The organism is Stutzerimonas stutzeri (genome assembly GCF_002890895.1).
Lineage (GTDB): Bacteria > Pseudomonadota > Gammaproteobacteria > Pseudomonadales > Pseudomonadaceae > Stutzerimonas > Stutzerimonas stutzeri_AB.
Genome location: NZ_POUL01000002.1, coordinates 512,506 through 537,280, shown reverse-complemented (window position 1 = coordinate 537,280; position 24,775 = coordinate 512,506). Strand labels below are relative to the sequence as shown.

Below are 24,775 nucleotides of genomic sequence, written 5' to 3'. Positions count from 1 at the left end.
TGAGTAGCATTGCGCCTTTGATAGGAGGCGTCATGGACCTGGTCGGATTTGTTTTGGATGTGGTTCTGGGTCTGGCGTTGGGCACGCTGGGTGGCCTGTTCGGTATTGGGGGAGGGCTGATCGCAATTCCGGTATTAGGTGTGTTGTTCGATCTGGACCAGCAGGTCGCTCAGGGCACCGCCTTGGTCATGGTGGTGCCCAACGTGCTGCTCGCCATCTGGCGCTACCATCAGCACAATCGCATCGACCTTCGCCACGCGGCAGCGTTGGGCATCGCCAGTTTTTGCTTCGCCATCGCGGGTGCTGCGCTCGCTGTATCGCTGAACGCTGAGCGCATGCGGATTGCCTTTGTGGTGTTTCTCGTCGCCTTGGCTATACACACATTGTCGCGGGTGTTCTTCAGGCCGCCATCCGGTGGGACCGAACTGCGTCATCCCTGGCCCTGGTTAGGCGTACTGGGCGCTGGCGCCGGCGGGCTGGGCGGGTTATTTGGCGTGGGGGGCGCAGTGCTTGCCACGCCAGTACTCACAGCTGTATTTGGCACGTCACAGGTCGTGGCACAGGGTCTTTCTCTTGCGCTGGCGGCGCCAAGCACCGCTGTTACGCTGGTCACTTACGCCACTCATGGTCAGGTGGACTGGATGCTGGGATTGCCGCTTGCCATCGGGGGGCTCTTGAGCATCAGCCTCGGGGTGAGGTTGGCCCATGCGCTGCCGGAGCGTACTTTGCGTCTGCTATTCAGCGGCTTCCTGTTGCTGAGTGCTGTCATGCTGGCCTTGGAGGTCTGAACAGCCGGTAGCAAATGAGCGCTAGATTGCTGCCTGGTTCGGCTTTCGGCGAATTTCACGACGGGCGCTGCGCACCAGGCGAATGGTCAGCAGAAACGCGGCACAGCTCAGTCCGGCGATCAAGCCCTGCCAAAGCCCTGCCGGTCCGCTGGGCTCGCCAAATTTGTCGGTAAGGCCAAGCAGGTAGCCCACCGGCAGGCCGATTCCCCAGTAGGCGAAAAGCGTGAATATCATGGTCATTCGCGTGTCCTGATAGCCGCGCAGTGCGCCGGCTGCGGTGACTTGAACCACGTCCGAAAACTGAAACAGTGCGGCGTAGAAAAACAGGCTGGCGGCTACGGCGATCACAGCCTGATCGGGTGTGTAGATGCGCGCAATCTGCTCGCTGAACAACAGCATGCTGCCTGCCGAGAAGCAGGCATAGACCAGGCTCGATACGATCCCCACGCCAGCAACAAAGCGTGCGTCTCGTGGGGCGCCTCGGCCCAGCGCCTGGCCGATGCGGATGGTGATGGCCATCCCCAGCGACAGCGGAATCATGAATATCAGCGAGGTGAAATTCAGCGCGATCTGATGCCCGGCTACCACGGTCGCACCGAGGCCGCCGATCAGAAGTGCGATGACCGAAAAAATACTGGCCTCGGCGAACACCGCAACACCAATCGGTACGCCGACCGATAGCAGTCGGCTGAGCACCGGCCATTCCGGCCAATCGAAACGGGTGAACAATTGGCTTGGCTGGTAGTAGTTGGCGCGGCGCACCCAGAACAGCATCGCCAGCAGCATGAAAGCCATGACCACCGCGGTAGCCCAGCCACAACCGACGCCGCCCATGGCCGGCAGCCCCAGCTTGCCGTAGATGAAGATGTAATTGAGCGGAATATTCAGCATCAGCGCAAGAATGCCGACCACCATGCTGGGCCGGGTGTGGCCGAGCCCGTCGCTGTAACAACGCAGCACCTGATACAGCGCCACTGCGGGAAAGCCGCAGGCGACTGCACGCAAATAGGCCATGGTCGGGTCAATCAGTGCCGGTTCGACCTTCATCAGATGCAGCACCGGTTCAGCGTTCCACATCAACAGCGCGAATAACGATCCTACACCGAGCCCCATCCACAACGCCTGGCGGACCAGCGGCCCAATCCGTTCGTGCTGGTCACGGCCGAAGTGCTGAGCGACATTCGGGGTGGTCGCCAGGATGACACCTGTCACAAGCAGAAATACCGGCACCCAGATCGAGTTGCCCAAGGCAACTGCCGCGAGGTCTTCGGGACTGACGCGGCCGGCCATCAGGGTGTCGACAAAACCCATGGCTGTGTTTGCCAGTTGAGCAATCATCATCGGCAGGGCGAGGGCGAAGAGGGTGCGCAGTTCAACGCGAACCCGTCTGAGTCTGAACTCAGTGGGCATTGCAGATTATCCGGATTGTATACAGGAAGCCGACTAGTCTACGCCGCCAGGCGCACGCACGGGAAGCCAGCAGAGCGGCTCGCCGCGGTCTAGAATGGGAAATCACTGATGGAGCCTGACAATGCGCATCCTTGCCGATGAGAACATTCCTCTGGTCGACGCTTTTTTTGCTGAGTTCGGCGAGATACGCCGCATGCCTGGGAGAAGCATCAACAGGGCCGCACTCGAGCAGGCCGACGTGCTTCTGGTTCGTTCCGTCACCCGGGTAGACCGCGAGCTGCTCGGAGGGAGTGCAGTGCGCTTCGTGGGCACTTGCACGATCGGCACCGACCACCTCGACCTCGATTACTTTGAAGAGGCGGGAATCAGCTGGGCTAGCGCACCGGGTTGCAACGCTCGGGGCGTCGTCGATTATGTGCTCGGCAGTCTTCTGGCTCTGGCCGAAGGTGAGGGCGTTGAGCTAAAGGGACGCCGCTATGGTGTGATCGGCGCTGGCGAGGTCGGTGGCCGGCTGGTAGAGGTTCTGCGTGGCCTGGGCTGGGACGTGCGAGTCTGCGATCCGCCGCGGCAGGCACGTGAAGTGGGTGAGTTCGTCACGCTGGATGAAATACTGGCCGAGTGCGATGTCATCAGCTTGCACACCCCGCTGACCCTGGAAGGGGAGCACTCGACTTTTCATTTATTGAATCAGTCCCGTCTGGAGCAGCTGCGACCCGGTACCTGGCTGATCAATGCCGCCCGCGGCGCAGTTGTCGACAATGACGCTTTGCGAGAGCAGTTGGCCAGGCGGACAGACCTCCAGGCAGTACTCGATGTCTGGGAGGGAGAGCCGCAGGTCGATGTCGAATTGGCCGAGTTGTGTTGGATTGCGACTCCGCATATTGCCGGCTATAGCCTCGACGGGAAGTTGCGCGGAACGGCGCAGATCTATCAAGCGTTTTGTGCCAGCAAAGGGCTGGAGCCAAAGGTCGAGCTGGCGGAGCTGATGCCGCCTACGTCGCTGCGCGGCCTGGTCTTCGATGCGTGCGCAGGGTCGGCAGACCTGTTGGCGACAATCTCTCGGGCGGTTTACGACCCGCGGCGTGATGACGCTGCGTTTCGCCGTCATCTGGGGGGCGACGAGGCTCAGCGCCGGGTCGGCTTCGATCAGCTGCGCAAGCAGTACCCGCCGCGTCGCGAAATAGACGGTTTGCAGATCGAGATTAACGGCGGTCAACCAAAGCTGGAGAAAATCGTACGAGCCCTGGGCGCTACCGTTAAGTGTTAACCGGTTGCTCGCGATCAGCAGCGCCGACGGGGCGGACGTCAGGCTGGATGCAATTTGCAGCCTGCTCCGCTAGCATTACCCGTCCTCTGCTTTATCCCGCGATGGTGTTATGAGTTATCAGGTACTAGCCCGTAAATGGCGTCCGCGTTCGTTCCGCGAAATGGTCGGGCAGACGCATGTGCTCAAGGCCCTGATCAACGCGCTGGATAGCCAGCGCCTGCACCATGCCTACCTGTTCACCGGTACTCGTGGCGTCGGTAAGACGACCATCGCGCGGATCATCGCCAAATGCCTCAACTGCGAAACCGGCATCAGCTCAACGCCGTGCGGCGAGTGCTCGGTCTGCCGGGAAATCGATGAGGGTCGGTTCGTCGACCTGATCGAGGTAGACGCCGCAAGCCGCACCAAGGTCGAAGACACCAGGGAGCTGCTGGACAACGTGCAGTACGCTCCCAGCCGCGGGCGCTACAAGGTCTACCTGATCGACGAAGTGCACATGCTCTCGTCGCACTCGTTCAACGCATTGCTTAAAACGCTTGAAGAGCCGCCGCCTCACGTCAAGTTCCTGTTGGCTACCACCGATCCGCAAAAGCTTCCTGTGACCATCCTGTCCCGCTGCCTGCAGTTCTCGTTGAAGAACATGCCGCCCGAACGGGTAGTCGAGCACCTGACCCATGTGCTTGGCGTCGAGCAGGTGCCATTCGAGGAGGATGCGCTCTGGTTGCTCGGCCGTGCCGCTGACGGTTCAATGCGCGATGCGATGAGCCTCACCGATCAGGCGATCTCCTTTGGCGAGGGCAAGGTGCTCGCGGCTGATGTACGCAGCATGCTCGGAACCCTTGATCATGGACAGGTCTATGGCGTGCTGCAGTCGCTGTTGGAGGGCGATGCCCGCGCGCTGCTCGAAGCGGTACGTCATCTCGCAGAGCAAGGCCCCGATTGGGGGGGCGTGCTCGCGGAAATGCTCAACGTCTTGCACCGCGTTGCTGTCGCCCAGGCTTTGCCGGATGCGGTCGACAATGGGCAGGGCGATCGCGATCGAGTGCTGGCCCTGGCGCAGGCGTTGCCGGCCGAAGATGTACAGTTTTACTACCAGATGGGGCTGATCGGCAGGCGCGATCTGTCGTTGGCTCCCGATCCGCGAAGCGGCTTCGAAATGGTTCTGCTGCGTATGCTCGCGTTTCGGCCTGCCGATGCTGAAGGCGCGCCGCGAACACCGCTAAAGATATCGGGAGTCAGTCCGGCCACGACTGATTCCAGAGCAACGAACGTGGCCGGTTCAGCAACATCGGCTGCGCCGGTTCGTGATCCGGTTGCGGTTCCATCGGCTTCGGCACAATCACCGACTCCCATACAGGCGCATCCGTCGCAGATTGCCCCCGATTCGGCGGCTGTGGCTACCGAACGAACTATGGCACCTGTGCCTGCAGCCAGTGTTTCGTTCCCGGAAATCGCAACCGTGACGAATACTGGGTTTGCGCCTGCCTTGTCCGGACCTGCTAAGGCGGAAGCTGCGCCGCCAGTGGTGGATGTGCCCTGGAATGAGCCTCCAGACACCCCACCGGTAGCCGTGGAAAGTGAGGCACTGGAACGAAAGGCCGAGCCTCTAGCTGAACCAGCGCATCACGCTGCGGTGGTTGAAGTGAATGAGCCGGACGATGATGAGCCGCCGCTCACGGACGAAGACTACTTCGAAGTCGAAACGCAGGCGGAAGCCTACCTTGGCGGATTGGACGATTTTGAGGCTGACCCGCAGCCGCCCGAACCGGCTCCAGCCGTTGAGCCGGCCACGGGGTTGGCGGCCGAGTGGCTGGACATTTATTTGAAGCTGGGACTTGCTGGCCTGACCGGAAGTATTGCGGCTAACTGCACCTTGATTGCTGTAGAGGGCGACCGCTGGCTCATGCATTTGGACCCGGCGCAAAGTGCGCTGTTTAACGCCACTCAGCATCGGCGTCTCAACGACGCACTCAACCAATACCATGGGCGCACTTTGCAGCTGGATATCGAGTTGCAGACACCACAGCAGGAAACGCCGGCGCAGGCTGCTGCTCGGCGCCGTGACGAGCGTCAGCGGGCTGCAGAGCAGTCGATTCAGGCAGACCCCGTGGTCCAACAGTTGATGCAACAGTTCGCTGCCGTCATTCGCGACGGTACCATCGAACCCGTAGAACACTCCGAACCCTGATCCGAGGTAAACCCCATGATGAAAGGTGGCATGGCCGGCCTGATGAAGCAGGCGCAGCAGATGCAGGAAAAAATGCAAACGATGCAGGAGGAGCTGGCCAACGCAGAAGTGACCGGTCAGTCCGGTGCTGGCTTGGTGAGCGTTGTGATGAATGGTCGGCACGACGTCAAGCGCGTCAGTCTTGATGACAGCCTGATGCAGGAAGACAAGGAAATTCTCGAGGACTTGATAGCCGCTGCGGTAAACGATGCGGTTCGCAAGATCGAGCAGAACAGCAAGGAAAAAATGGCCGGCATGACCGATGGTATGCAGTTGCCACCGGGTTTCAAAATGCCCTTCTGATGTGATTTCGGGGGCCGTTCCAGGCACTCGTCCAGCGTGGCCTATCGGCGCCGTGAATGACGCTTAGCGAAGCGAAGTCCACGGCGCTGTGCTGAGCGCCGCCTCTGTATAAAACAGCCCCATTGCCTCTCAGTTTGGTGAGCCATGTCATTCAGTCCGCTTATTCGTCAACTCATTGATGCATTGCGCATTCTTCCAGGCGTAGGGCAAAAAACCGCCCAACGCATGGCTTTGCAGATGCTCGAGCGCGACCGCAGTGGCGGGCTGAGACTGGCTCAGGCGCTTGCGCGTGCAATGGAGGAGGTGGGCTATTGCCGTCAGTGCCGCACACTAAGCGAGGAAGAGCTGTGCCCCCAATGCGCTGACCCGCGTCGGGACGATACCTTGCTTTGTATCGTCCAGAGCCCTGTAGATGTGTTCGCAGTAGAGCAGACCGGTTTCCGAGGTCGCTATTTCGTCCTCAAAGGGCACCTGTCTCCGCTCGATGGCCTCGGGCCAGAGGCCATAGGCATCCCTGAATTGCTCGGCAGAGTGGCTGAGGGCAATTTCAAGGAGGCGATACTGGCCACCAATCCCACCGTCGAAGGCGAGGCTACTGCGCACTACATTGCTCAGCTTTTGATTCCCAAGGGGTTGACGCTCAGCCGTATCGCGCACGGTGTGCCGCTTGGCGGAGAGCTTGATCTTGTCGATGGGGGCACGCTTGCACATGCGTTAGCTGGACGGAAGACGATCACACTCTGACTTATCTTTCTCGCGGTGCCGAAGTGATGCGACGTTCTGCTGCTATATAACCTCCGGTTTAATGCTTATGGCGCCTAAGTGGGTGCGTTGCTCAGCTGAGTTGATGTAAAGTTCTAAGCCATAACTCGTTAATAACCAAATCAATGGCTGACCGTTCGTTCGGTTATATGCATGGCGCTGCCTATCCAATTGAGGTCGACAATGAAGGCAAAACACTGGTTGGTTCCCGCACTGCTGCTGCTAAGCGCTTTTGCGCAGGCGCAGGAAAAATTCAAAGTCGGCTATATCCGTGTAATGGATGATGCTCAGGCGATGGTTGCCCATGAGGGTGGCTTCTATAAGAAGCATGGTCTCGACGTTGAGCTGGTCGAGTTCAGTTCCGGTACCGATCTGATCAAGGCCATCATTGGCGGCCAGCTGGACACCGGAGTTCTGGGCTTTACCAATGCGGTCGCATGGGCATCCAAGGGTGCTGACCTTAAGGTAGTCGGTGGTGCTCAGCAGGGCTATCACTCGATCGTGGCTCGCGAGGGAACCGGCATCGAGAAGATCGCCGACCTGAAAGGCAAGATTCTGGCATCCCAGAAAGAAGGCAGCACCGCCGATGCGGTGCTGCGTGGCGTCACCTTGAAGGCTGCCGGCTTGGCGCCCAGCGACGTCAACATAATGGGTACGAGTCCGGCAGTCGCCGTCCAGTCGCTCGTCTCGGGACGCACCGATGCGGCGTTTCTCTTCGAGCCCTATGATCGAATCGCTCAGCTCGTGGCCCCTGTCAAGCAGATCTATGAAATCGGCGAAGTCTGGCCATTCCCGTGCATGGTTGTGATCACCGCCGGCGAAACCTTGGAAAAGCGCAAAGAGGCAGTCTGGAAGTCGCTTGATGCTCAGCGGGAGGCAATCGAGCTACTGGAAAATCAGCCAGCCGAAGCGGCCAAGCTGATCGCTGATTACTTTATCGCCGAGCCGACGCTGAAGACGCTTAACCGCGGTGAGTTGCCTCGTGAAGTGGTAATCGAAGAGGCCATCGCTACTCAAACCTTCGGCGCCAAGCTTGGCAGCGATGACCTGGCACGTATTCAGGAGCTCGCCAATATTCTTCAGGAGCTCGGCTCGCTCAAGACTCGCGATGGTAAGCCATTCGATACCAGTGCCATTCTCGACTTGTCCTGGCAAGAAGCCCGCGAGCTGTAAAACGGCGGCAGATTGTTCCGCACTGCCCGGCCATAGAGCCGGGCAGTGTCATTTAGCCCATTAATTGGGCAGTTCTTGAGGTTTTCCAAGCGATATGCAACTCAGGTTCGAAGAAGTAGACAAGCAATTTGGCCAGCTTGAAGTCATCAAGGGTTTCAGCGGCGAGTTTGCCCAGGGTGAGCTGGTCGCTCTGGTAGGACCTTCCGGTTGCGGGAAGTCGACGTTACTGCATCTGGTTGCCGGACTCGAAAAACCTACTGCAGGGCGTGTACTCGCCGATGGCGAGAAAATTCCTGGTCCAAGTCCCCGGCGCACCTTGGTTTTCCAAGAGCACGCTCTATACCCCTGGCTTTCGTTGCAGGCCAATGTGGCAATGGCCCTTGAGTTACAAGGCGTAGCCAAGGCCGATGCATTCGAGCAGGCACGGGTCTGGCTCGCTCGGGTCAGCCTGGAGGGTTTCGAGCACTACTACCCGCATCAGGTCTCAGGCGGCATGCGGCAGCGCACGGCTCTGGCGCGTGCGTTTATTGCCAAGCCGGAAGTGCTGCTGCTCGATGAGCCGTTCGGGGCGCTTGATGCGCTTACGCGCATGGCATTGCAGGACGTGCTGCGTGAGTTGATCGACGAGCATCAGCCTACGGTGCTGTTGGTTACTCATGACGTGGATGAGGCGTTGTACCTGGCTGACCACGTGCTGGTGTTCAGTGCTCGTCCGGCCAAAGTGCTGAAGACGTTCAACTTCATCCATTGCGAGAAAAGCCACGATCTTTCCGAGTTTGCTGCCGAGCGGCGCGAGATCCTTCGGTTGTTGGGTATCAAGACGGAGGTAGGGCACTGATGAGCCAGGGACGTCGTCTGACCGGACCGAAGAAATATCTCGCCGTGGTGTTGGCGATTTTATTCATCCTGCTGATTTGGCAGATCGCTGCATGGAGCCTTCCTGCCTTTCTGATGCCTGGGATACCCGTTGTTTTCGAGCGGTTGCTAACCACGGTCTATGAGCCGGAATTTCGCGAAGGGCTTTATGGCAGCATGAGCCGACTGGGGAGTGGTTACAGCTTCGCAATGCTGTTTGGTATCGGCTTCGGGTTGCTGGGCGGTGTGCTGTTCTTCTTCCGTGAAATCCTGCGTTCTGCCATCGTAATCCTCCAGTCAATCCCCTCGATCGCGTGGGTGCCGCTGTTCCTGATCGTGATGGGTTTCGGTAACTTGCCAATCATCGTCGTGGTCGCACTGGCGGCATTCTTCCCGATGGCGCTGTCGGTCATGAACGCCACCGAAAGTGTGCAGCCTGTCCAGGTTGCCGCTGCTCGGGTGATGGGCGCATCACGTTGGCAGCTGGTGCGGCGGGTCTATCTCCCGGCTGTGATGCCCGAATTGATTACCGGCGCGCAGCTTGCCTTCGGCAACGCCTGGCGAGCGCTGATCTCGGCAGAAATGCTGATCGGCTTCGGTCAGGGCCTTGGGCGCTCGCTGGCTTATTCCGGTGAAATTGCCGACATGGCCGGCGTGATGATGAATATCCTGGTCATCGCTATTCTGGCGACGCTGATCGATCAGGTTGTTCTGGAGAAGTTCAAGCAGCGCATGCTGCGCTATCAGTACGTGTAGGACAGCGCCGTGAAGACCCGTTTGTTACGGCTGATGCTCCTGCTGTTGGCGCCGGCTGGCGCCCAGGCCGCCACGCTGGAGGCTGTTGCGGTTGATGCTTACCGTCCGCTCAAAGCGGCGGAGGCTGAACCAATCGAGCAGGGTTTCGAGGCCGCTTGGCTCGCCCGTCTGGGCGAAGCCTTGGGCCACGACATAGCGCTTTCAGTCGCCCCCGGGAAGGGGCCGCTGCGCTTCGGTGAGCTTGAATCAGGTGCCGCTTATTATTCCAGTGAGACCGGTGCTTTAACCGCAAGCAAAGCAGGGCTAGCCGACTGGGCTGATCTTGCCGGCGAGTCATTCTGCGTTACAGCAGGTAGCCCGCACGCTGGCATTGTGGCTGGCCGCTTCGGCGGTGTTGCACGTATATATCCCAGCGCGGCACAGGCACTGATCGGGCTCAAACTCGGTGAGTGCAAGGCGGTTGTGGACGACCTTGTCTTGCTGCGGCAGATCGCTGAGCTGCCTGAGTGGCGTCGCTACGATCAGCTGCTACCTGCCTTTGACTATCCTCGCCTCACATTAAGGGTCGCGGCAGGAGATAGAGCGCTGCAACAGCGCGTCGAGCAATACACTGCCAGCCGGGAAGGGCAGGATGCTTTGGCTGAGGTAACGCAGCACTGGATTGACGAGGTTGCCTTTCAGGCCTACGTGCTTGCCGATACGCTTGATTGTCACTAGGTCTTTTCGGCCGTAGATGGCGTCATCTCGGGTCGATTAGCTGGGGCAGGGCCTTGCTTAGCCCTTCCAGCTTCAATGGGGCTCGGATATGTCCGCGCAGCGTCCCGTTCGGGCCGACGATTGCTAGATTGCGGCTGTGGCTGACGCTGTAGTCGGCTACCGTCGCATCCGTTGTCGCAACGAAAGGAAGCCCAAGACCTTTAGAGAGCTTCTGCAGCTCGGGCATTTCGCCGGTCAATCCTTTTAAGCCTGCTCGGTAATAACTCAGGTAGGTACGCAACGCTTCAGGCGTGTCGCGTGCAGGATCGGCGCTGACCAAGATCACTTGCAGCTGGTCACGCACCGTGGGCGGCAGCTGGTTGAGTAAACGACGCATGTCGCTCAGCGTTGTTGGGCAGATGTCAGGGCAAGCGGTGAATCCGAAAAAGAGCAGGAACCAGCGGTCACGTAGCGCATCGCTTGTGAAGCTCAGGCCCTGTTCGTCAACGAGTTCGACAGTAGGCAACTGTCGCTCCCGTGGAAGCACTAGTAGGTTCGCCTCGTCGAGCATGGCGTCGCGGTCGAGTGCAAAAGACGTTGAGCAGAATGCCAGGAGCCCGAGCAGCGCTCCGCAGCGCAGGGCAGACGTGCAACTGCTGCTCAAGTCTAGCGCTCGTTCAGTTCGAATGCGGTCAGGGTGAAGGTGGGGATGCCCATGTCCTGTAACTTGCGCGATCCTCCGAGCTCAGGCAGGTCGATAATCGCAGCGGCTTCATGAATGTGAGCGCCCATGCGGCGAACCAGCTGAGCCGCCGCGACCAGCGTACCGCCCGTGGCGATGAGGTCATCCAGCAGCAGAACCGAATCCCCTTCGCAGAGGCTGTCGGTATGCACTTCAAGGTAAGCTTCGCCGTATTCGGTGCTGTAGGCCGCTGCCAGCACGTCGGCTGGAAGCTTGCCCTTCTTACGAAACAGGACCAAAGGCCGGTTCAGTTCGTAGGCGATGATCGAACCGATGAGAAATCCACGGGCATCCAGCGCACCCACGTGGGTGAAATCGCTTTCGACATAGCGCTGAATCAGACTGTCCGCCACCATGCGCAGGGCTTTTGGCGACTGCAAGAGTGGCGTGATATCACGGAACACCACACCCGGCTTGGGGAAGTCAGGGACTGGTCTGATCAGGGTTTTGATCGCGAATTCGTCAAAGATCATACGAGCTCCGTTAGGCGTCCATGTTTCCGCCCGCCAGGGCGCACAACCGGATGGAATCAAGAATTCGGACTTCTTTTCCTTCAGCTTCGAGCAGCCCACTCGCCTGGCAGCGTGTGAATACGCGCGAAACGGTTTCTACCGCGAGACCGAGGTAGTTGCCTATTTCATTGCGTGACATGGGGAGGCGGAACTGATTGGCGGAAAAGCCGCGGGCGCTGAAGCGGGCCGACAGATTGATCAGAAAGGTCGCGATGCGTTCGTCGGCAGTCTTCTTCGACAGCAGCATCATCATCTGCTGATCATCGCGAATCTCGCGGCTCATGATGCGCATCAGCTGACGGCGCAGCTGGGGCAGCAGCACACTGAGCTCGTCGAGGCGCTCGAAAGGGATTTCACACACGGAGGTGGTTTCAAGCGCTTGTGCGGAAACTGGATAGGTTTCGGTGTCCATGCCGGAAAGCCCGACCAGCTCGCTCGGCAGGTGGAAACCGGTGATCTGCTCCTCGCCGGCATCCGTGACGCTGAAAGTGCGAAGGGCACCGGAGCGGATGGCGAACACGGAATTGAACGCATCACCCTGACGGAACAGTGTTTCGCCTTTTTTCAGGGGGCGTCCGCGCTTGACGATTTCGTCCAGCGATTCCATGTCCTGCATGTTCAACGAAAGCGGCAGACAGAGGCCAGAGAGGCTGCAATCCTTGCAATTAGCCTGCGGCTGCTTGCGGACCTTGATGGGCTCGGACATTGCGGGATCCTGATAAAACCTTACGGTGCGCAAGACTAACTCACGTAGGCACCTTAGGCCAATCGGTACAAGGGTCGCAGTGGGGGTGGCAAGGGCCGTTATTCACATGGCATGTAAGAACCGCGACGCGGGGCGAGGGGGCAGGCAGTGGTCGAACTGCATACACACGGCATGTACCAGTAACCGTCCGGCCGGCAGAATGGTCATCGCGTCCGCACTTAGCTGGATGAGACCATCGGCAGCCATCTGCTCCAGAGCGGGCCAGGTCTCCTCGAAATAGGTCTTGAAGCTGACACCGAAGATGCTTTCGATCTCGTCGAAACGTAGCTCGAAATCACAGAACAAGGCCTGAATGGTGTAGTGCCGTATCTGATCGTCCTGATTGCATCGCAGCCCCCGGATGGTGGCGAGTTGGCCTTGTGCCAGCGACTGTTGGTAGAGCGTGATGTCGCTGTTGTTCTGGCAATACAAGTCGCCAATCTGGCTAATCGCTGAAACCCCGAGGCCGACCAGATCGCAATGTCCATGAGTCGTATAGCCCTGGAAGCTGCGTTGGAGGGCCCCATCTTCCTGGGCCATTGCGAGCTCATCGTCAGGCAGGGCGAATAGATCCATGCCGATATAGCGATAGCCCGCGCGAGTCAGCTGTTCCACGCTGTGCTGCAGCATCGCCAACTTATCCGACCGGGCTGGTAGCTCTGCAGTGTTAATCTTTCGCTGCGCCATGTACCGCTCGGGCGCATGCGCATAACTGGAAACTGAAACCCGCTCCGGCTGCAGCGCGATCACGGCAGCCACCGTCTGAGCAAAGCGTTCGGGGGTTTGCAGCGGCAGTCCGTAGCTTAGATCGATCTGTATCGAGCGGAACTGCAGCGTTCGGGCAGCTTCGATAACCGTCTGAGTCTGTTGTAGGGTCTGAGTGCGGTTGATTGCCCGCTGCACATCCGGGTCAAGATCTACCAGGCCAATGTTGATGCGGTTGAAGCCAAGCTCACGCAATAACCCCATGGTCGGCCAGTCTGCTGCGCGTGGATCGATATCGATGCTGAAATCGCCATGATCGTCGTTTTGCAGGTTGAAGTGCTTGCGCAAGTGGCTCATCAATCCGCGCAGCTCGGCATGCCCGAGAAAGGTCGGTGTGCCACCGCCGAAATGAAGTTGCTCCACCATCTGGTCCTGGCTGAGATGACAGCCGACCAGCTCGATTTCCTTTTCCAGTCGTGCCAGATACGGAGAGGCACGCTCGCGGTCTTTGCTAATGACTTTGTTGCGCTGGCAGTGGTAGCAGATGTCGGCACAAAATGGCAGATGAACATAAAGCGACAGCGGTCTGACCGCTTGGCGGCTGCTGCGCAGCGCATGCAGCAGGTCGAACGAGCCGAGGTTGGAATTGAACTGCAGGGGCGTCGGATAAAGGGTATAGCGCGGCCCATCCTGATCGTAACGATGAATCAGGTCGGCATCCCAGCGAATGGCGTCGAGCATCATACGGTCTCGGGTTGACTGCGGTGACCGGATTCTAGGGCGGGCGCCATTGCGTAGACTTGACCTGTATCAAGCGAGTCCAGACCCTGCTGCAGAGCTCGAGACCGGCGGTACATAGAAGGAGATTTATTGGCTGAGTTATGGTCGGATTAGCTACCGTCTTGCCAACCTTATCTACTGCAAGGAGAAACCCATGCATCATCGCCAGCAAGAAATCGCTGCTGCGCTTAACGTTTGTGCACCTTTCGATGGGGCCGCAGCAATACAGGCCGAGATTGACCGGCGGGTCGCCTTCATTCAGCAATGCCTGCGCGATTCTGGGCTCAAGACGCTGGTACTGGGCATCAGTGGTGGGGTCGACTCGACCACCGCCGGGTTGCTTGCGCAGCGCGCCGTTGAGGGCATGCGCGAAGCTGGCGAAGGCGACGACTACCGATTCATTGCTGTCCGGCTTCCCTACCAAGTCCAGCATGACGAAGATGAAGCGCAGCTTGCAGTCGATTCGATCAAGCCGGATGAGTGTCATACGGTCAACATCGGCGCCGCCGTGCAAGGTTTGACGCGAGCGACCGAAGCGCTTGATGACTTGGCGCCGGAGAAACGTGACTTTGTTGTCGGCAATACCAAGGCGAGGATGCGCATGGTGGCGCAGTACACCATTGCCAATGCCCGGCAGGGACTGGTTATCGGCACCGATCATGCCGCCGAGGCGGTTATGGGGTTCTTTACCAAGTTCGGTGATGGCGCTTGCGACCTGACGCCGCTGGCCGGTCTGGTCAAGCATCAGGTTCGTGAGCTGGCTGCTGCGCTAGGCGCACCCGAGCAGCTGGTGAAGAAAGTCCCCACCGCCGATCTCGAGGAGCTTTCACCAGGCAAGCCGGACGAAGATGCTCACGGGGTGAGCTATCAGAATATCGACGCCTTTCTCCAAGGCCGATCAGTGCCGGACGAGGCGGCTCGCATCATCATCGACACCTACGACAAATCTGCACACAAGCGACAGCTGCCGAAAGAGCCCTGAGTCAAACGCCGGTGAGAGTAGGCCCGCTGAGCGCATGCTTGCTACTCAGTGGGCTATCTCGGTCAGCGACCTTCAGTGATGAACGTGCGTGGGCGCTTGCTGCGCGGACGCACTGTTAACGTGACCGTGGCCCATCAACCATTGCTGGTGAGGGCCTGGAAGTGTCCAGAGTCCGAAAAGAATTACCGTGAGTCCGCCGAGCATTCGTACGCCGCGTTTGCGAAGCAGTGCGGTAAGGCGTTCGGCGGCTAGGCCGGTCGCCAGAAGCACGGGCCAGGTGCCGATACCAAATGCCAACATCAGCAAGGCGCTATCCAGTGCATCGCCCTGGCTCGCGGCCCACAGTAGAGTGCTGTAAACAAGACCGCACGGCAGCCAACCCCAAAGAGCACCAAGCAGGAGTGCTCTTGGCACGCTCTTGACGGGCATCAGCTTACTTGCGAATGGTTGAATGTGCCGCCACAGGCCCCTACCGACTGCCTCGACACGCGTCAGGCCTGTCCACCAGCCCGCCAGATACAGGCCCATGCTGATCAACAGAAGTGCGGCTAAAATTCGCAACGCCATCGCGAAAGGGCTGTTGGCAACGGCCCAGCCTGCCAGTCCGATGAGCAGGCCGGCACTGGTATAACTGAGTACCCGGCCCAGGTTATAGGCCACGAGCAAGCGCAGGCGTTTGCCACGCTGCTCAGCAGGAATGGCCATGGTGAGGGCACCCATCAAGCCGCCACACATGCCCAGACAGTGACCACCGCCAAGCAGGCCAAGCACCAGCGCCGACACCAGCAGAGGCAACAATTCACTCACGATCAGACTTCCCTTCATCGTGAGCTTTGTCTGCTTGCTCGATGCCTGCCCTGTGCTTTGGGTCCTCTTCGTCGAAAAGGATGCTGTGGGCCGGACCGTCCAGATCATCGTACTGGCCGCTGTCGACAGCCCAGAAGAATATCCAGATGGCCAGCGCGACCAGAACCACGGCCACGGGAATCAAGATGTAAAGTGCGGCCAAAAGAGCCTCCAGAAGTGGTGGGTAACGCCAAGCCCCGAGTAGGCGCTACCTATCCTACGCCGGTCGGACCAGACTGTCGGGTCGCTGCTGATTCGGCACTCGGCTCAGGCGCAATGCGTTCAGCACGACCAGCAGCGAACTGGCAGACATGCCCAGAGCCGCCCATAGCGGTGTTACCCAGCCGATAGCCGCGAACGGCAAGATCAAGCCGTTGTACAGGCTCGCCCAAGTCAGGTTTTCGATGATGATGCGGCGGCTGCGGCGCGCCACGCTGAATGCTTGTACCAGACTGTCGAGACGGTTGCTGAGCAGTACGGCGTCAGCGCTGGTCTTGGCTAGATCGGTCGCTGACCCCATGGCCACGCTGATGTCCGCCGCTGCGAGGACCGGCGCATCGTTGACACCGTCGCCGATCATCAGCACACGACGACCGTCGGCTTGCAGTCTCTGCAGGTGAGTGAGTTTGTCGGTTGGGGTCATGCCGCCGTGGGCATCACTGATGCCGAGCTGCTGAGCGATTTCTCCTACCATCGGAGAACTGTCGCCGGACAAGAGGACGGTGTCCCAGCCACGTGATCTACACGCCTGTAACAGTGCCGGCGCGTCATCGCGCAAACGGTCGTTAAGCACTAGCCAGGCGAGAGGCCCCTGGGTGTCGCCCAACAGTAACCACTGGCCCTCTTTTCCGGGAATCTCGGGCGCTGCGCCGGCATAGCCGATTGCTACGAAATCAGGTTGTCCAATACGCAGCGTACGTTGGCCAACAGAACCTTGGAGGCCTAAGCCGGGAAAGCTGTTCACGGCATCGGCCGCCTGGGGCGCTCGACCAAACGCCCGGGCAATCGGGTGCTCGGAACGGTTTTCCAGAGCAGCGGCCAACTCCAGACAGGCACCGGCTTCTAGCTCAGCAAGTGGTCGAACTTCATTCAAGGTCAGTCGCCCTTCGGTGAGGGTTCCAGTCTTGTCGAAGATCACTGTGTCGATGTGATTGAGCCCCTCCAGCACATGACCCCGGGTGAGCAGTAGACCCAGTTTGTGCAGCGTGCCGGTGGCCGTGGTCAATGCGGTGGGCGTAGCCAATGACAAGGCACAGGGGCAGGTGGCCACGAGCAAGGCAAGAACGATCCAGAAAGCACGTTGCGGGTCGATCTGCCACCACACAATGCCAACCACCGCGGCGGTCAATAGCACAATTATCAGGAACCACTGCGAAACGCGGTCGGCCAGCTCGGCCAGGCGTGGCTTGTCGGACTGCGCGCGCTCCAGCAGGGTGACAATGGCAGAAAGCCGCGTGTTGTCGCCCAGCGCTTGAACCTCGATGGTCAATGCGCCCTCGACGTTGAGGGTGCCCGCAGTGACGGTATCGCCAACGATCCGAGCCTGTGGCAGGTATTCGCCGGTGAGTACCGATTCGTCCACACTCGATTGGCCGCTGAGGATACGGCCGTCGGCTGGAATCAGCGCGCCGGGCTGGACCAGCACCCGATCGCCAAGCTGCAGTTCTCGAAGCAGAATGCGAGCAGTCTGGCCGTCGTCGGCCAGTTTCAGGCACGAGGCCGGCAGCAGATTGACCAGCTGTGCAGTCGCCGCAGCAGTGCGCTCGCGGGCACGGCGCTCGAGAAAACGTCCAGCCAGAAGAAACAAGGCGAACATGCCCACGGCATCGAAATACAGCTCGCCCTGACCAGTGACCGTCGACCATATACCGGCGACGTAGGCGCCGCCGATCGCCAGCGAAACAGAAACGTCCATGGTCAGATGACGGGTGCGTAGATCGCGCATTGCACCTTTGAAGAAGTCAGTGCAGCAATAGAACACGATCGGGGTGGTAAGCAGCAGGGCGGTCCAGCGAAGGATGCTAGCCATGCCTGGCGAGAGGTCGATGTTGAATTCGGGCCAGGTCGCCATGGTCGCCATCATCACCTGCATCCAGAGCAAGCCGGCTACCCCCAGCTGGCGCATGCTGCGACGGTTCTCTTGAGCAAGCCGTTCTGCAGCCTGATCCGCTTGATAGGGGTGGGCGGCGTAACCGACACGACGAAGCTCGGCGAGCAGCTCGCTGAGCGGCAACGAGGCATCATTCCAGCGCACTCGCAGGCGGTGGTTTGACAAGTTAAGGCTGGCCTCGGACACCGCGTCGAGCCGGCGCAGGTGTTTTTCGATCAGCCAGCCGCAAGCGGCACAGCTGATGCCTTCAATCATTAGCGAAGCATCGGCCAGCGCACCTTCATGGCGTACGAAAGGCTCTTGTACGTCCTTGCGATCGTAAAGCTCCAGCTCTTCGGTCAGCGCTTGCGGCAGTGTGTCGGGATTGATGGAAGCGTCGCTGCGATGCGAATAGTAGCTTTCCAGGCCGCCCTGGACGATTGCTTCCGCAACGGCCTGACAGCCAGGACAGCACAGCGCCCGCTGCTCGTTCAGCACGCGGGCGTGATAGGCGCTGCCAGCAGGAACTGGTAGCCCGCAGTGGTAGCAGGGGACAGGGGTTGCCATCGCTCGGTCAGTAGCTCAGTTTGATCGTCTGACCGCTAGCGATTTCCTTTTCCTCGAACAGCCTCCAATCCTGGTCACCCTCACGACCAAGCAGCTCAACGAAGCGCCTGCCGGTGACTGGCTCCTGCATCTGCCCCTGATAGAAGCCATCGCCCTGTGGCTGTAGAACGATGCGACGATCGCGTTCTGGCTGCGTAGGGGAGATCAGGTTGAGTATGACTTGTTGCGGGCGGCTCGAACCGCTCAGCTGGACCTCGGCGAGCCCGCGCTCGTCGTTGAGGTTGAGTTGCGCCTGCATTTGCAGGCGCTCAGCGAGCTTCTCGCGTTCCAGTGACTGGTTTATACCCTTGCCGGCATCGTAATAGTTGTCGGAGACGAGGGTGTCGGCATTGCGAATCGCGATTGTCAGCATCGATGTGCCAAGGATGACTGACATCAGCAGGATGCCGATCACGAACCAGGCCCAGAACTGCTTGTACCAACGGGTACTCTCTTGCTCGGAATTGCTCATGTACTACCTGTTTAGCGGATGCTGGGGCCGATGAAGCGGCTTTCTGCTTCATCTTCAATTGAGGAATCATCTGCCGATCTGATGTGGAAGATGACTTCGTTTGTGCTCGACGGAAGCTGTTCTGGTGCGACGGACAGCTCTACTGGAACGGTGACCAGTTCACCCGCTTCAGCACGCACCTCGTTGCGCCCTTCGTATTGCAAACCTTCAAGGCCGACGGCTTCGATGATGAAGGTCTGCTCACTTTGGGCCTTGTTCATCACCTTGAGCGTGTAGACGTTTTCGATCCGTCCTTGCTCGTTTTCCCGGTAAAGCACGCGGTCCTTGAGCACATCGAGCTTGACGAGTGCACGGTCCGAGACGGCATAGGCGAACACGCCCATCATCGCTGTCAGCGCAACGGCATAGCCGATAAGTCGCGGCCGCACCAGATGGGTTTTTTGTCCGGACAGGTTGTGCTCGGTGGTGTAGCTGATCAGCCCGCGCGGGTAGTTCATCTTGTCCATGATGGCGTCGCAAGCGTCAATGCACGCGGCGCACCCGATACATTCGATCTGCAGCCCGTCGCGGATGTCGATGCCGGTGGGGCATACCTGCACGCACATGGTGCAATCGATGCAATCTCCCAGGCCCATTGCTTTGTAGTCGGCATCCTTTTTCCGCGGACCACGGCGCTCGCCGCGGCGTGGATCGTAGGAGACGATTAGGGTGTCCTTGTCGAACATCACGCTCTGGAAACGAGCGTACGGGCACATGTAGATGCACACCTGCTCGCGCAAGTAACCCGCGTTGCCGTAAGTCGCTAGGGTGAAGAACCCCACCCAGAACAAAGCCCAGCCGCCTACCTGAAGGGTCACGAGATCAGGGACCAGGTCCCTGATCGGTGTGAAATAGCCGACAAAGGTAATACCGATCGCTAGAGAAACTGCCAGCCAGATCGAGTGCTTGGCGGCTTTGCGCATGAACTTGTTGGCACTCATGGGCGCCTTGTCGAGTTTCATGCGCTGGTTCCGGTCACCCTCTGTGACCTTCTCTGCCCACATGAAGACCCAGGTAAACACGCTCTGGGGGCATGTGTAGCCACACCAGACGCGACCAGCGAAAACGGTGATAAAGAACAGGCCGAATGCGCAAATGATCAACAGGGCAGAAAGCAGGATGAAGTCCTGCGGCCAGAAGGTGGCGCCAAAGATATAGAACTTGCGCTCTGGCAAGTCCCACCAGACCGCCTGCCGTCCGTTCCAGGTCAGCCACACGGTGCCGAAGTAAAGTACGAACAGCAGTGCCCCGCCAGCGAGTCGCAAGTTGCGAAACAGGCCGCTGAAGGCTCGTGTATAGATCTTTTCGCGCGCGGCGTAGAGGTCGCCCGATGCTTCGGACTTGGAGGGAGGTGTTACGTTGCGGACGGGAATCTGCTCAGTCATCAAGTGCGTACCACGGCGGAGGGTGAGTGTCCCGGCCGATGCATGTCGGCCGGGATCTTTTGCTTACCTGCTGCGAATGGTACGCCTCGTCAGTCGAACTAAGGTGCGACCTTGGGTCGCGCCAGGACCGATGGATCAGTCCTCCGACTCTTGCGAGAGGCTATACACATACGCTGCCAGCAGGTGCACCTTGTCGTTGCCAAGAATGTGCTCCTGGGCGGGCATACGGCCATTTCGGCCGTAGCGCAGGGTCTGCTGAATCTGTCCGAAACTCGAGCCGTAAAGCCAGACGTTGTCGGTCAGGTTCGGCGCGCCCATGGCCTGAGTGCCTTTGCCTGCAGGACCATGACAAGCTACACAATTGGCGGCGAAGATTTTTTGACCCTGCTCAATGTCGACGTTAATACCCTCGGGGGTATCGCGGCCCGACAGGCTGCGTACGTAGCCAGCGACATTACTGATGCCATCTTCGCCAATCACATCGCGCCATGCGGGCATAGCTGCCTGCCGTCCGCCCATGATGGTGGTTTTGATGGTTTCAGGCGCGCCGCCCCATAGCCAGTCGTTGTCGGTCAGGTTGGGGAAACCGTAGGCACCCTTGGCATCCGAACCGTGGCAGACGGAGCAGTTGGAAGCGAACAGGCGGCCACCCATTTTCAGGGCTTGCGGATCCTGAGCGACCTGCTCGACGGGCATCGCCGCGAACTTGGCATAAAGCGGGCCATACTGCTCGTCCGCCTTGTCCATCTCGCGCTGCCATTCCTTCACCTGAGTCCAGCCACCTTCGTAGCCGGGCAGCATGCCCTTCCAGTTACCCAGCCCCGGATACAGCGCCAGGTAACCCAATGCGAAGATCACCGTGGCAACGAACAGCAGGAACCACCAGCGCGGGAGCGGGTTGTCGTACTCCTCGATTCCATCATAGGAATGGCCAACGGTTTCTTCGGTGCTGTCGTGGCGTTGTCCCTTGCGAGTGGCGAGCAATAGCCAGACCAGTGCGGCAATGGTCCCCAGGCTCAGCAGGGTGATGTACCAACTCCAAAACGAGGTCATTTATTTCTTACTCCTGGAAGCTTCTTCATCACGCTTGTTGGCGTCGGGCTCATCCGCGAAGGGCAGGTTGGCCGCTTCGTCGAAGCTTTTCTTGCGCTTGCTGCTATAAGCCCAGAGGATGATGGCTATCATTGCGACGAAAACAAGAATGGTGCCCAGGCCGCGAAGAGTCCCGATATCCATGGTGCGTTACCGTTTGTTGGTGAGTGCAGTGCCGAGTACTTGCAGGTAGGCGACAAGGGCATCCATTTCGGATTTGCCTTTGACCGCGTCCTTAGCGCCGGCGATGTCTTCTTCGGTGTAAGGCACGCCAACGCTGCGCAGCGCAACCATCTTGTCGGCGGTGTTCTTGCCATCAAGGCTGTGCTCGACCAGCCATGGGTAGGACGGCATCTTCGATTCAGGCACTACGTTGCGCGGGTTGTAGAGGTGCGCGCGGTGCCAGTCATCGGAGTAGCGGCCGCCGACACGTGCCAGGTCCGGGCCGGTACGCTTGGACCCCCACAGGAACGGGTGGTCGTACACGCTTTCCCCCGCCACCGAGTAGTGGCCATAGCGCTCGGTTTCAGCGCGGAACGGGCGAACCATCTGCGAATGGCAGCCAACGCAACCTTCGCGGATGTAGATGTCGCGGCCTTCGAGTTGCAACGCGGTGTAGGGCTTCATGCCTTCCACAGGCTCGTTGACCACGTCCTGAAAGAACAGCGGAACGATCTGGGTCAGACCGCCGATGCTCACTGCCAGGATCATGAACAGGGTCAGCAGACCGATGTTCTTTTCGAGTATTTCGTGATTCTTCATTTATCGGTTCCCTCAGGCGATCTGCGCAGCGGCTTCGAATTCAGCCGACTTGGCGGCACGCACAGTGCGCCAGGTGTTGTAAGCCATCAGCAGCATGCCGGCGAGGAAGAACGCGCCGCCCAGTGCTCGCACGATGAAGCCTGGATGGCTGGCTTCCAGTGCCTCGACGAAGGAGTAGGTCAGCGTGCCGTCTTCGTTGATTGCGCGCCACATCAGGCCCTGCGTGATGCCGTTGACCCACATCGACGCGATATAAAGCACGGTACCGATGGTCGCCAGCCAGAAGTGGGCGTTGATCAGACCGATGCTGTACATCTGCTCGCGAGCGAAGACTTTCGGAATCAGGTGATACAAGGAGCCGATGGAGATCATCGCAACCCAGCCGAGGGCTCCGGCGTGAACGTGGCCGATGGTCCAATCGGTGTAATGGGACAGGGCGTTGACGGTCTTGATGGCCATCATCGGACCTTCGAAGGTCGACATGCCATAGAACGCCAGGGACACGACCAGGAAGCGCAGAATCGGGTCGGTGCGCAGCTTATGCCAGGCACCCGACAGGGTCATCATGCCGTTGATCATGCCGCCCCAGCTCGGTGCCAGCAGGATGATCGACATCACCATGCCAAGGCTCTGAGCCCATTCGGGCAGCGCGGTGTAGTGCAGGTGGTGAGGGCCGGCCCAGATATAAAGCGTGATAAGTGCCCAGAAGTGCACGATGGACAGGCGGTAGGAGTAGACCGGACGGCCAGCCTGCTTGGGTACGAAGTAATACATCATTCCCAGGAAGCCGGTGGTCAGGAAGAAGCCCACGGCGTTGTGGCCATACCACCACTGGACCATCGCATCGGTAGCACCCGAGTAGATCGAGTAGGATTTGAACCAGCTCACCGGCACTTCCAGGTTGTTGACGATATGCAGCATCGCCGTGACCAGGATGAAAGCACCGTAGAACCAGTTGCCCACATAGATGTGCGCGGCCTTGCGCTTCATGATCGTGCCGAAGAACACCACGGCATAGCTGACCCAGACGAGGGTGATCAGGATGTCGATCGGCCACTCGAGCTCAGCATATTCCTTGGAACTGGTGAAGCCTTGCGGCAACGTGATTACCGCGAGAACGATGACCGCCTGCCAACCCCAGAACACGAACGACGCGAGACCGTCCGAGAACAGGCGGGCCTGGGAGGTCCGCTGCACCACATAAAATGATGTGGCCATCAGGGCACAACCACCGAAGGCGAAGATCACCGCGTTGGTGTGAAGTGGGCGTAAACGACCGAAACTTGTCCAGGGCAGGTCGAAGTTGAGTTGAGGCCAGACCAGCTGTGCGGCGATAAACACACCCAGGCCCATTCCGATAATTCCCCACACCACCGTCATGATGGCGAATTGGCGAACCACCTTATAGTTATATGCAGTCTCACTTATTGCTGTGCTCATGCAAGGCTTCCACGCTAATGGCATTTCAAGGGGGCAAAAACGGCGGCAAGTATGGAGAAAGGAGGGGGGCAATGCAATCAAGGCCCAGGCCGTCTCATGCCGTTCGGACCCTGATTCCAAGCGTTTTCCATGCTCTTTGCAGGGTCGTTTAGCACATCATGCCGATGTGATGAATCGAGGGCTTCGCCTTATAGTTCTGCGCGACTTCGGCGAGTAGAGAGGAATATTAGATCAGCGGGAGGGAGGAGCAAACGGAGGAGGGTTGGGCGGTCTGCGACAGAGCGTCGCATACGGCAGAAAGTTGATCAGAAGCAGGGCGATACGGCGTATCGCCCTGTAGAGCGTTATTGCTTGGCTACGCGTTCTGGTTGCTGTGAAAGGCTATAAACGTAAGCGGCCAGTAGGTGCACTTTGTCGTTGCCCAGGTATTGTTCCTGCGCAGGCATCTGCCCGTTGCGGCCGTGGCGAATGGTCTGCTGCAGCTGCGGCAGGCTTGAGCCGTAGATCCAGCCGGCAGGGTTGGTCAGTTTGGGTGCGCCGAGGGCGGCCATGCCTTCCCCATTTGCACCGTGGCAGACCGAGCAGGTCTGAGCGTAGACCTGGCCACCCGCAGCAGTGTCTGCATCGCTGCCTTCTGGCAGGGGCAGACCACCGAGATCATTGCGTACATAGGCTGCGACGTTTTTCACGCCTTCCTCACCGATGACCTGACCCCAAGCCGGCATCGCTGCCACGCGACCGTGGAGGATAGTCGTCTTGATTGTTTCGGCATCGCCGCCCCAGCGCCATTCACTATCCGCCAGGTTCGGGAAACCGACCGCGCCCTTGGCGTCAGAGCCGTGGCAAACCGAGCAGTAGTTGGCGAACAGACGACCGCCGATCTTCAGCGCCCGCTCGTCCTGAGCGACCTGCGCTACAGTCATGGCGGAATATTTGGCGAAGATCGGGCCAAATTTCGCGTCAGCCTGATCAACTTCACGCTGCCATTGCTTGTCCTGGGTCCAGCCGTCTTCATAGCCTGGCATCACGCCTTTCCAGTTACCCAGGCCCGGGTAGAGCACCAGGTAGAAAATGCCGAACACCAAGGTGCCGATGAAGAGCATGAACCACCACCGAGGCAGCGGATTGTCGTATTCCTCAATACCGTCGAAGGAATGTCCCATGGTCTTGTCGGTCGTGCCTGCAGATTCGCCCTTGCGGGTAGCGAAGATCAGCCAGAACAGAGCGACAATGGTGCCCAGCGTCAGCAGGGCGATGTATCCACTCCAGAAAGCGTTCATCTGTTACTCCTGGGCAGCCCGAACGCTCGAGCTGCCCGCGATGTTGGTTCCCTGACGGCTG

25 protein-coding genes are annotated in these 24,775 nt (G+C 59.3%); 10 read left to right on the top strand and 15 right to left on the bottom strand.

Going from position 1 to position 24,775, the window contains the following annotated elements; translation table 11 throughout:
• Positions 1–32 precede the first annotated feature (32 nt).
• Entirely contained in the window at positions 33–788 is a 756-nt protein-coding gene (locus tag CXK96_RS05275; RefSeq protein ID WP_102835424.1) for a sulfite exporter TauE/SafE family protein, read from the top strand.
• Between the two features lie 21 nt (positions 789–809).
• On the opposite strand, the gene CXK96_RS05270 is transcribed toward CXK96_RS05275, so the two are convergent.
• Positions 810–2,198 carry an MATE family efflux transporter gene (locus CXK96_RS05270; protein WP_102835423.1) on the bottom strand — a complete coding sequence of 463 codons (1,389 nt, stop codon included), beginning with the start codon at positions 2,196–2,198 and terminating at the stop codon, positions 810–812.
• Positions 2,199–2,319: 121 nt separating this feature from the next.
• On the opposite strand from CXK96_RS05270, the gene pdxB reads away from it, so the two are divergent.
• From pdxB to CXK96_RS05230, 8 genes are all read left to right on the top strand, one after another.
• Positions 2,320–3,465 carry a 4-phosphoerythronate dehydrogenase PdxB gene (gene pdxB / locus CXK96_RS05265; RefSeq protein ID WP_102835422.1) on the top strand — a complete coding sequence of 382 codons (1,146 nt, stop codon included), beginning with the start codon at positions 2,320–2,322 and terminating at the stop codon, positions 3,463–3,465.
• Positions 3,466–3,574: 109 nt separating this feature from the next.
• Positions 3,575–5,653, top strand: coding sequence for a DNA polymerase III subunit gamma/tau (gene dnaX / locus CXK96_RS05260; protein ID WP_102835421.1), 2,079 nt, complete (start codon positions 3,575–3,577; stop codon positions 5,651–5,653).
• 15 nt (positions 5,654–5,668) lie between these two features.
• Positions 5,669–5,995, top strand: a complete 327-nt coding sequence (locus CXK96_RS05255) for a YbaB/EbfC family nucleoid-associated protein (RefSeq protein WP_102835420.1) — start codon at positions 5,669–5,671, stop codon at positions 5,993–5,995.
• 144 nt (positions 5,996–6,139) lie between these two features.
• Complete coding sequence (gene recR / locus CXK96_RS05250) at positions 6,140–6,739, top strand: recombination mediator RecR (RefSeq protein WP_102835419.1); 600 nt, start codon at positions 6,140–6,142, stop codon at positions 6,737–6,739.
• 201 nt (positions 6,740–6,940) lie between these two features.
• Positions 6,941–7,930, top strand: a complete 990-nt coding sequence (locus CXK96_RS05245; RefSeq protein WP_102835418.1) for an ABC transporter substrate-binding protein — start codon at positions 6,941–6,943, stop codon at positions 7,928–7,930.
• A 94-nt stretch (positions 7,931–8,024) separates the two neighbouring features.
• Complete coding sequence (locus tag CXK96_RS05240) at positions 8,025–8,768, top strand: ABC transporter ATP-binding protein (protein ID WP_102835417.1); 744 nt, start codon at positions 8,025–8,027, stop codon at positions 8,766–8,768.
• Positions 8,768–9,541, top strand: coding sequence for an ABC transporter permease (locus CXK96_RS05235; protein ID WP_073300143.1), 774 nt, complete (start codon positions 8,768–8,770; stop codon positions 9,539–9,541). The genes CXK96_RS05240 and CXK96_RS05235 overlap by 1 nt, the downstream gene beginning before the upstream one ends.
• Before the next feature lie 9 nt (positions 9,542–9,550).
• The gene (locus CXK96_RS05230) at positions 9,551–10,258 is read left to right on the top strand and encodes a transporter substrate-binding domain-containing protein (protein WP_102835416.1); all 708 of its coding nucleotides are present in this window, start codon (positions 9,551–9,553) and stop codon (positions 10,256–10,258) included.
• Between the two features lie 22 nt (positions 10,259–10,280).
• On the opposite strand, the gene CXK96_RS05225 is transcribed toward CXK96_RS05230, so the two are convergent.
• The 4 genes from CXK96_RS05225 to hemN form a co-directional block, all read right to left on the bottom strand.
• The gene (locus CXK96_RS05225; protein WP_102835415.1) at positions 10,281–10,901 is read right to left on the bottom strand and encodes an SCO family protein; all 621 of its coding nucleotides are present in this window, start codon (positions 10,899–10,901) and stop codon (positions 10,281–10,283) included.
• A gap of 2 nt (positions 10,902–10,903) precedes the next feature.
• Positions 10,904–11,452: an adenine phosphoribosyltransferase gene (locus CXK96_RS05220; RefSeq protein ID WP_102835414.1), complete on the bottom strand. Its 549-nt coding sequence runs from the start codon at positions 11,450–11,452 to the stop codon at positions 10,904–10,906.
• 10 nt (positions 11,453–11,462) lie between these two features.
• A complete protein-coding gene (gene fnr / locus CXK96_RS05215) occupies positions 11,463–12,197 on the bottom strand; it encodes a fumarate/nitrate reduction transcriptional regulator Fnr (RefSeq protein WP_102835413.1) in 735 nt (244 codons plus the stop codon).
• A 102-nt stretch (positions 12,198–12,299) separates the two neighbouring features.
• Positions 12,300–13,682, bottom strand: coding sequence for an oxygen-independent coproporphyrinogen III oxidase (hemN, locus tag CXK96_RS05210; protein WP_102835516.1), 1,383 nt, complete (start codon positions 13,680–13,682; stop codon positions 12,300–12,302).
• 193 nt (positions 13,683–13,875) lie between these two features.
• Here hemN and nadE point away from each other — a divergent pair, with 193 nt between their 5' ends.
• Positions 13,876–14,703: an ammonia-dependent NAD(+) synthetase gene (gene nadE / locus CXK96_RS05205; protein WP_102835412.1), complete on the top strand. Its 828-nt coding sequence runs from the start codon at positions 13,876–13,878 to the stop codon at positions 14,701–14,703.
• Positions 14,704–14,775: 72 nt separating this feature from the next.
• Here nadE and CXK96_RS05200 read toward each other — a convergent pair whose 3' ends face one another.
• The 10 genes from CXK96_RS05200 to ccoP (CXK96_RS05155) all read right to left on the bottom strand — a co-directional run bounded on the left by CXK96_RS05200 (position 14,776) and on the right by ccoP (CXK96_RS05155) (position 24,714).
• On the bottom strand, positions 14,776–15,510 hold the full coding sequence (locus CXK96_RS05200) for a sulfite exporter TauE/SafE family protein (RefSeq protein WP_102835411.1): 735 nt from the start codon (positions 15,508–15,510) through the stop codon (positions 14,776–14,778).
• Positions 15,503–15,712 (bottom strand): cbb3-type cytochrome oxidase assembly protein CcoS, encoded by a 210-nt coding sequence (gene ccoS, locus CXK96_RS05195; RefSeq protein WP_102835410.1) that lies wholly within the window; start codon positions 15,710–15,712, stop codon positions 15,503–15,505. Before ccoS ends, CXK96_RS05200 begins: the two co-directional genes overlap by 8 nt.
• Before the next feature lie 54 nt (positions 15,713–15,766).
• Positions 15,767–18,205, bottom strand: a complete 2,439-nt coding sequence (locus CXK96_RS05190) for a heavy metal translocating P-type ATPase (RefSeq protein WP_102835409.1) — start codon at positions 18,203–18,205, stop codon at positions 15,767–15,769.
• A 7-nt stretch (positions 18,206–18,212) separates the two neighbouring features.
• Complete coding sequence (locus CXK96_RS05185) at positions 18,213–18,716, bottom strand: FixH family protein (protein ID WP_102835408.1); 504 nt, start codon at positions 18,714–18,716, stop codon at positions 18,213–18,215.
• 11 nt (positions 18,717–18,727) lie between these two features.
• Positions 18,728–20,140 (bottom strand): cytochrome c oxidase accessory protein CcoG, encoded by a 1,413-nt coding sequence (gene ccoG, locus CXK96_RS05180; protein ID WP_102835407.1) that lies wholly within the window; start codon positions 20,138–20,140, stop codon positions 18,728–18,730.
• Positions 20,141–20,275: 135 nt separating this feature from the next.
• Entirely contained in the window at positions 20,276–21,193 is a 918-nt protein-coding gene (gene ccoP, locus CXK96_RS05175) for a cytochrome-c oxidase, cbb3-type subunit III (RefSeq protein ID WP_102835406.1), read from the bottom strand.
• A complete protein-coding gene (locus CXK96_RS05170) occupies positions 21,194–21,376 on the bottom strand; it encodes a CcoQ/FixQ family Cbb3-type cytochrome c oxidase assembly chaperone (RefSeq protein ID WP_045427751.1) in 183 nt (60 codons plus the stop codon). It abuts the gene before it with no gap.
• A gap of 6 nt (positions 21,377–21,382) precedes the next feature.
• On the bottom strand, positions 21,383–21,994 hold the full coding sequence (gene ccoO / locus CXK96_RS05165) for a cytochrome-c oxidase, cbb3-type subunit II (protein WP_102835405.1): 612 nt from the start codon (positions 21,992–21,994) through the stop codon (positions 21,383–21,385).
• A gap of 12 nt (positions 21,995–22,006) precedes the next feature.
• A complete protein-coding gene (gene ccoN, locus CXK96_RS05160; RefSeq protein WP_102835404.1) occupies positions 22,007–23,434 on the bottom strand; it encodes a cytochrome-c oxidase, cbb3-type subunit I in 1,428 nt (475 codons plus the stop codon).
• 344 nt (positions 23,435–23,778) lie between these two features.
• Positions 23,779–24,714: a cytochrome-c oxidase, cbb3-type subunit III gene (gene ccoP, locus CXK96_RS05155; RefSeq protein WP_045427743.1), complete on the bottom strand. Its 936-nt coding sequence runs from the start codon at positions 24,712–24,714 to the stop codon at positions 23,779–23,781.
• Positions 24,715–24,775 lie beyond the last annotated feature (61 nt).

Coding starts and splice junctions, on each gene's coding strand:
- nadE (WP_102835412.1), top strand. CDS start 13,876: ATGCATCATCGCCAGCAAGAAATCGCTGCTGCGCTTAACGTTTGTGCA.
- ccoN (WP_102835404.1), bottom strand. CDS start 23,434: ATGAGCACAGCAATAAGTGAGACTGCATATAACTATAAGGTGGTTCGC.
- hemN (WP_102835516.1), bottom strand. CDS start 13,682: ATGCTCGACGCCATTCGCTGGGATGCCGACCTGATTCATCGTTACGAT.
- fnr (WP_102835413.1), bottom strand. CDS start 12,197: ATGTCCGAGCCCATCAAGGTCCGCAAGCAGCCGCAGGCTAATTGCAAG.
- CXK96_RS05185 (WP_102835408.1), bottom strand. CDS start 18,716: ATGAGCAATTCCGAGCAAGAGAGTACCCGTTGGTACAAGCAGTTCTGG.
- CXK96_RS05245 (WP_102835418.1), top strand. CDS start 6,941: ATGAAGGCAAAACACTGGTTGGTTCCCGCACTGCTGCTGCTAAGCGCT.
- CXK96_RS05190 (WP_102835409.1), bottom strand. CDS start 18,205: ATGGCAACCCCTGTCCCCTGCTACCACTGCGGGCTACCAGTTCCTGCT.
- ccoG (WP_102835407.1), bottom strand. CDS start 20,140: ATGACTGAGCAGATTCCCGTCCGCAACGTAACACCTCCCTCCAAGTCC.
- dnaX (WP_102835421.1), top strand. CDS start 3,575: ATGAGTTATCAGGTACTAGCCCGTAAATGGCGTCCGCGTTCGTTCCGC.
- CXK96_RS05235 (WP_073300143.1), top strand. CDS start 8,768: ATGAGCCAGGGACGTCGTCTGACCGGACCGAAGAAATATCTCGCCGTG.
- ccoP (WP_045427743.1), bottom strand. CDS start 24,714: ATGAACGCTTTCTGGAGTGGATACATCGCCCTGCTGACGCTGGGCACC.
- ccoO (WP_102835405.1), bottom strand. CDS start 21,994: ATGAAGAATCACGAAATACTCGAAAAGAACATCGGTCTGCTGACCCTG.
- pdxB (WP_102835422.1), top strand. CDS start 2,320: ATGCGCATCCTTGCCGATGAGAACATTCCTCTGGTCGACGCTTTTTTT.
- CXK96_RS05255 (WP_102835420.1), top strand. CDS start 5,669: ATGATGAAAGGTGGCATGGCCGGCCTGATGAAGCAGGCGCAGCAGATG.
- CXK96_RS05220 (WP_102835414.1), bottom strand. CDS start 11,452: ATGATCTTTGACGAATTCGCGATCAAAACCCTGATCAGACCAGTCCCT.
- CXK96_RS05240 (WP_102835417.1), top strand. CDS start 8,025: ATGCAACTCAGGTTCGAAGAAGTAGACAAGCAATTTGGCCAGCTTGAA.
- CXK96_RS05275 (WP_102835424.1), top strand. CDS start 33: ATGGACCTGGTCGGATTTGTTTTGGATGTGGTTCTGGGTCTGGCGTTG.
- CXK96_RS05170 (WP_045427751.1), bottom strand. CDS start 21,376: ATGGATATCGGGACTCTTCGCGGCCTGGGCACCATTCTTGTTTTCGTC.
- recR (WP_102835419.1), top strand. CDS start 6,140: ATGTCATTCAGTCCGCTTATTCGTCAACTCATTGATGCATTGCGCATT.
- CXK96_RS05270 (WP_102835423.1), bottom strand. CDS start 2,198: ATGCCCACTGAGTTCAGACTCAGACGGGTTCGCGTTGAACTGCGCACC.
- ccoP (WP_102835406.1), bottom strand. CDS start 21,193: ATGACCTCGTTTTGGAGTTGGTACATCACCCTGCTGAGCCTGGGGACC.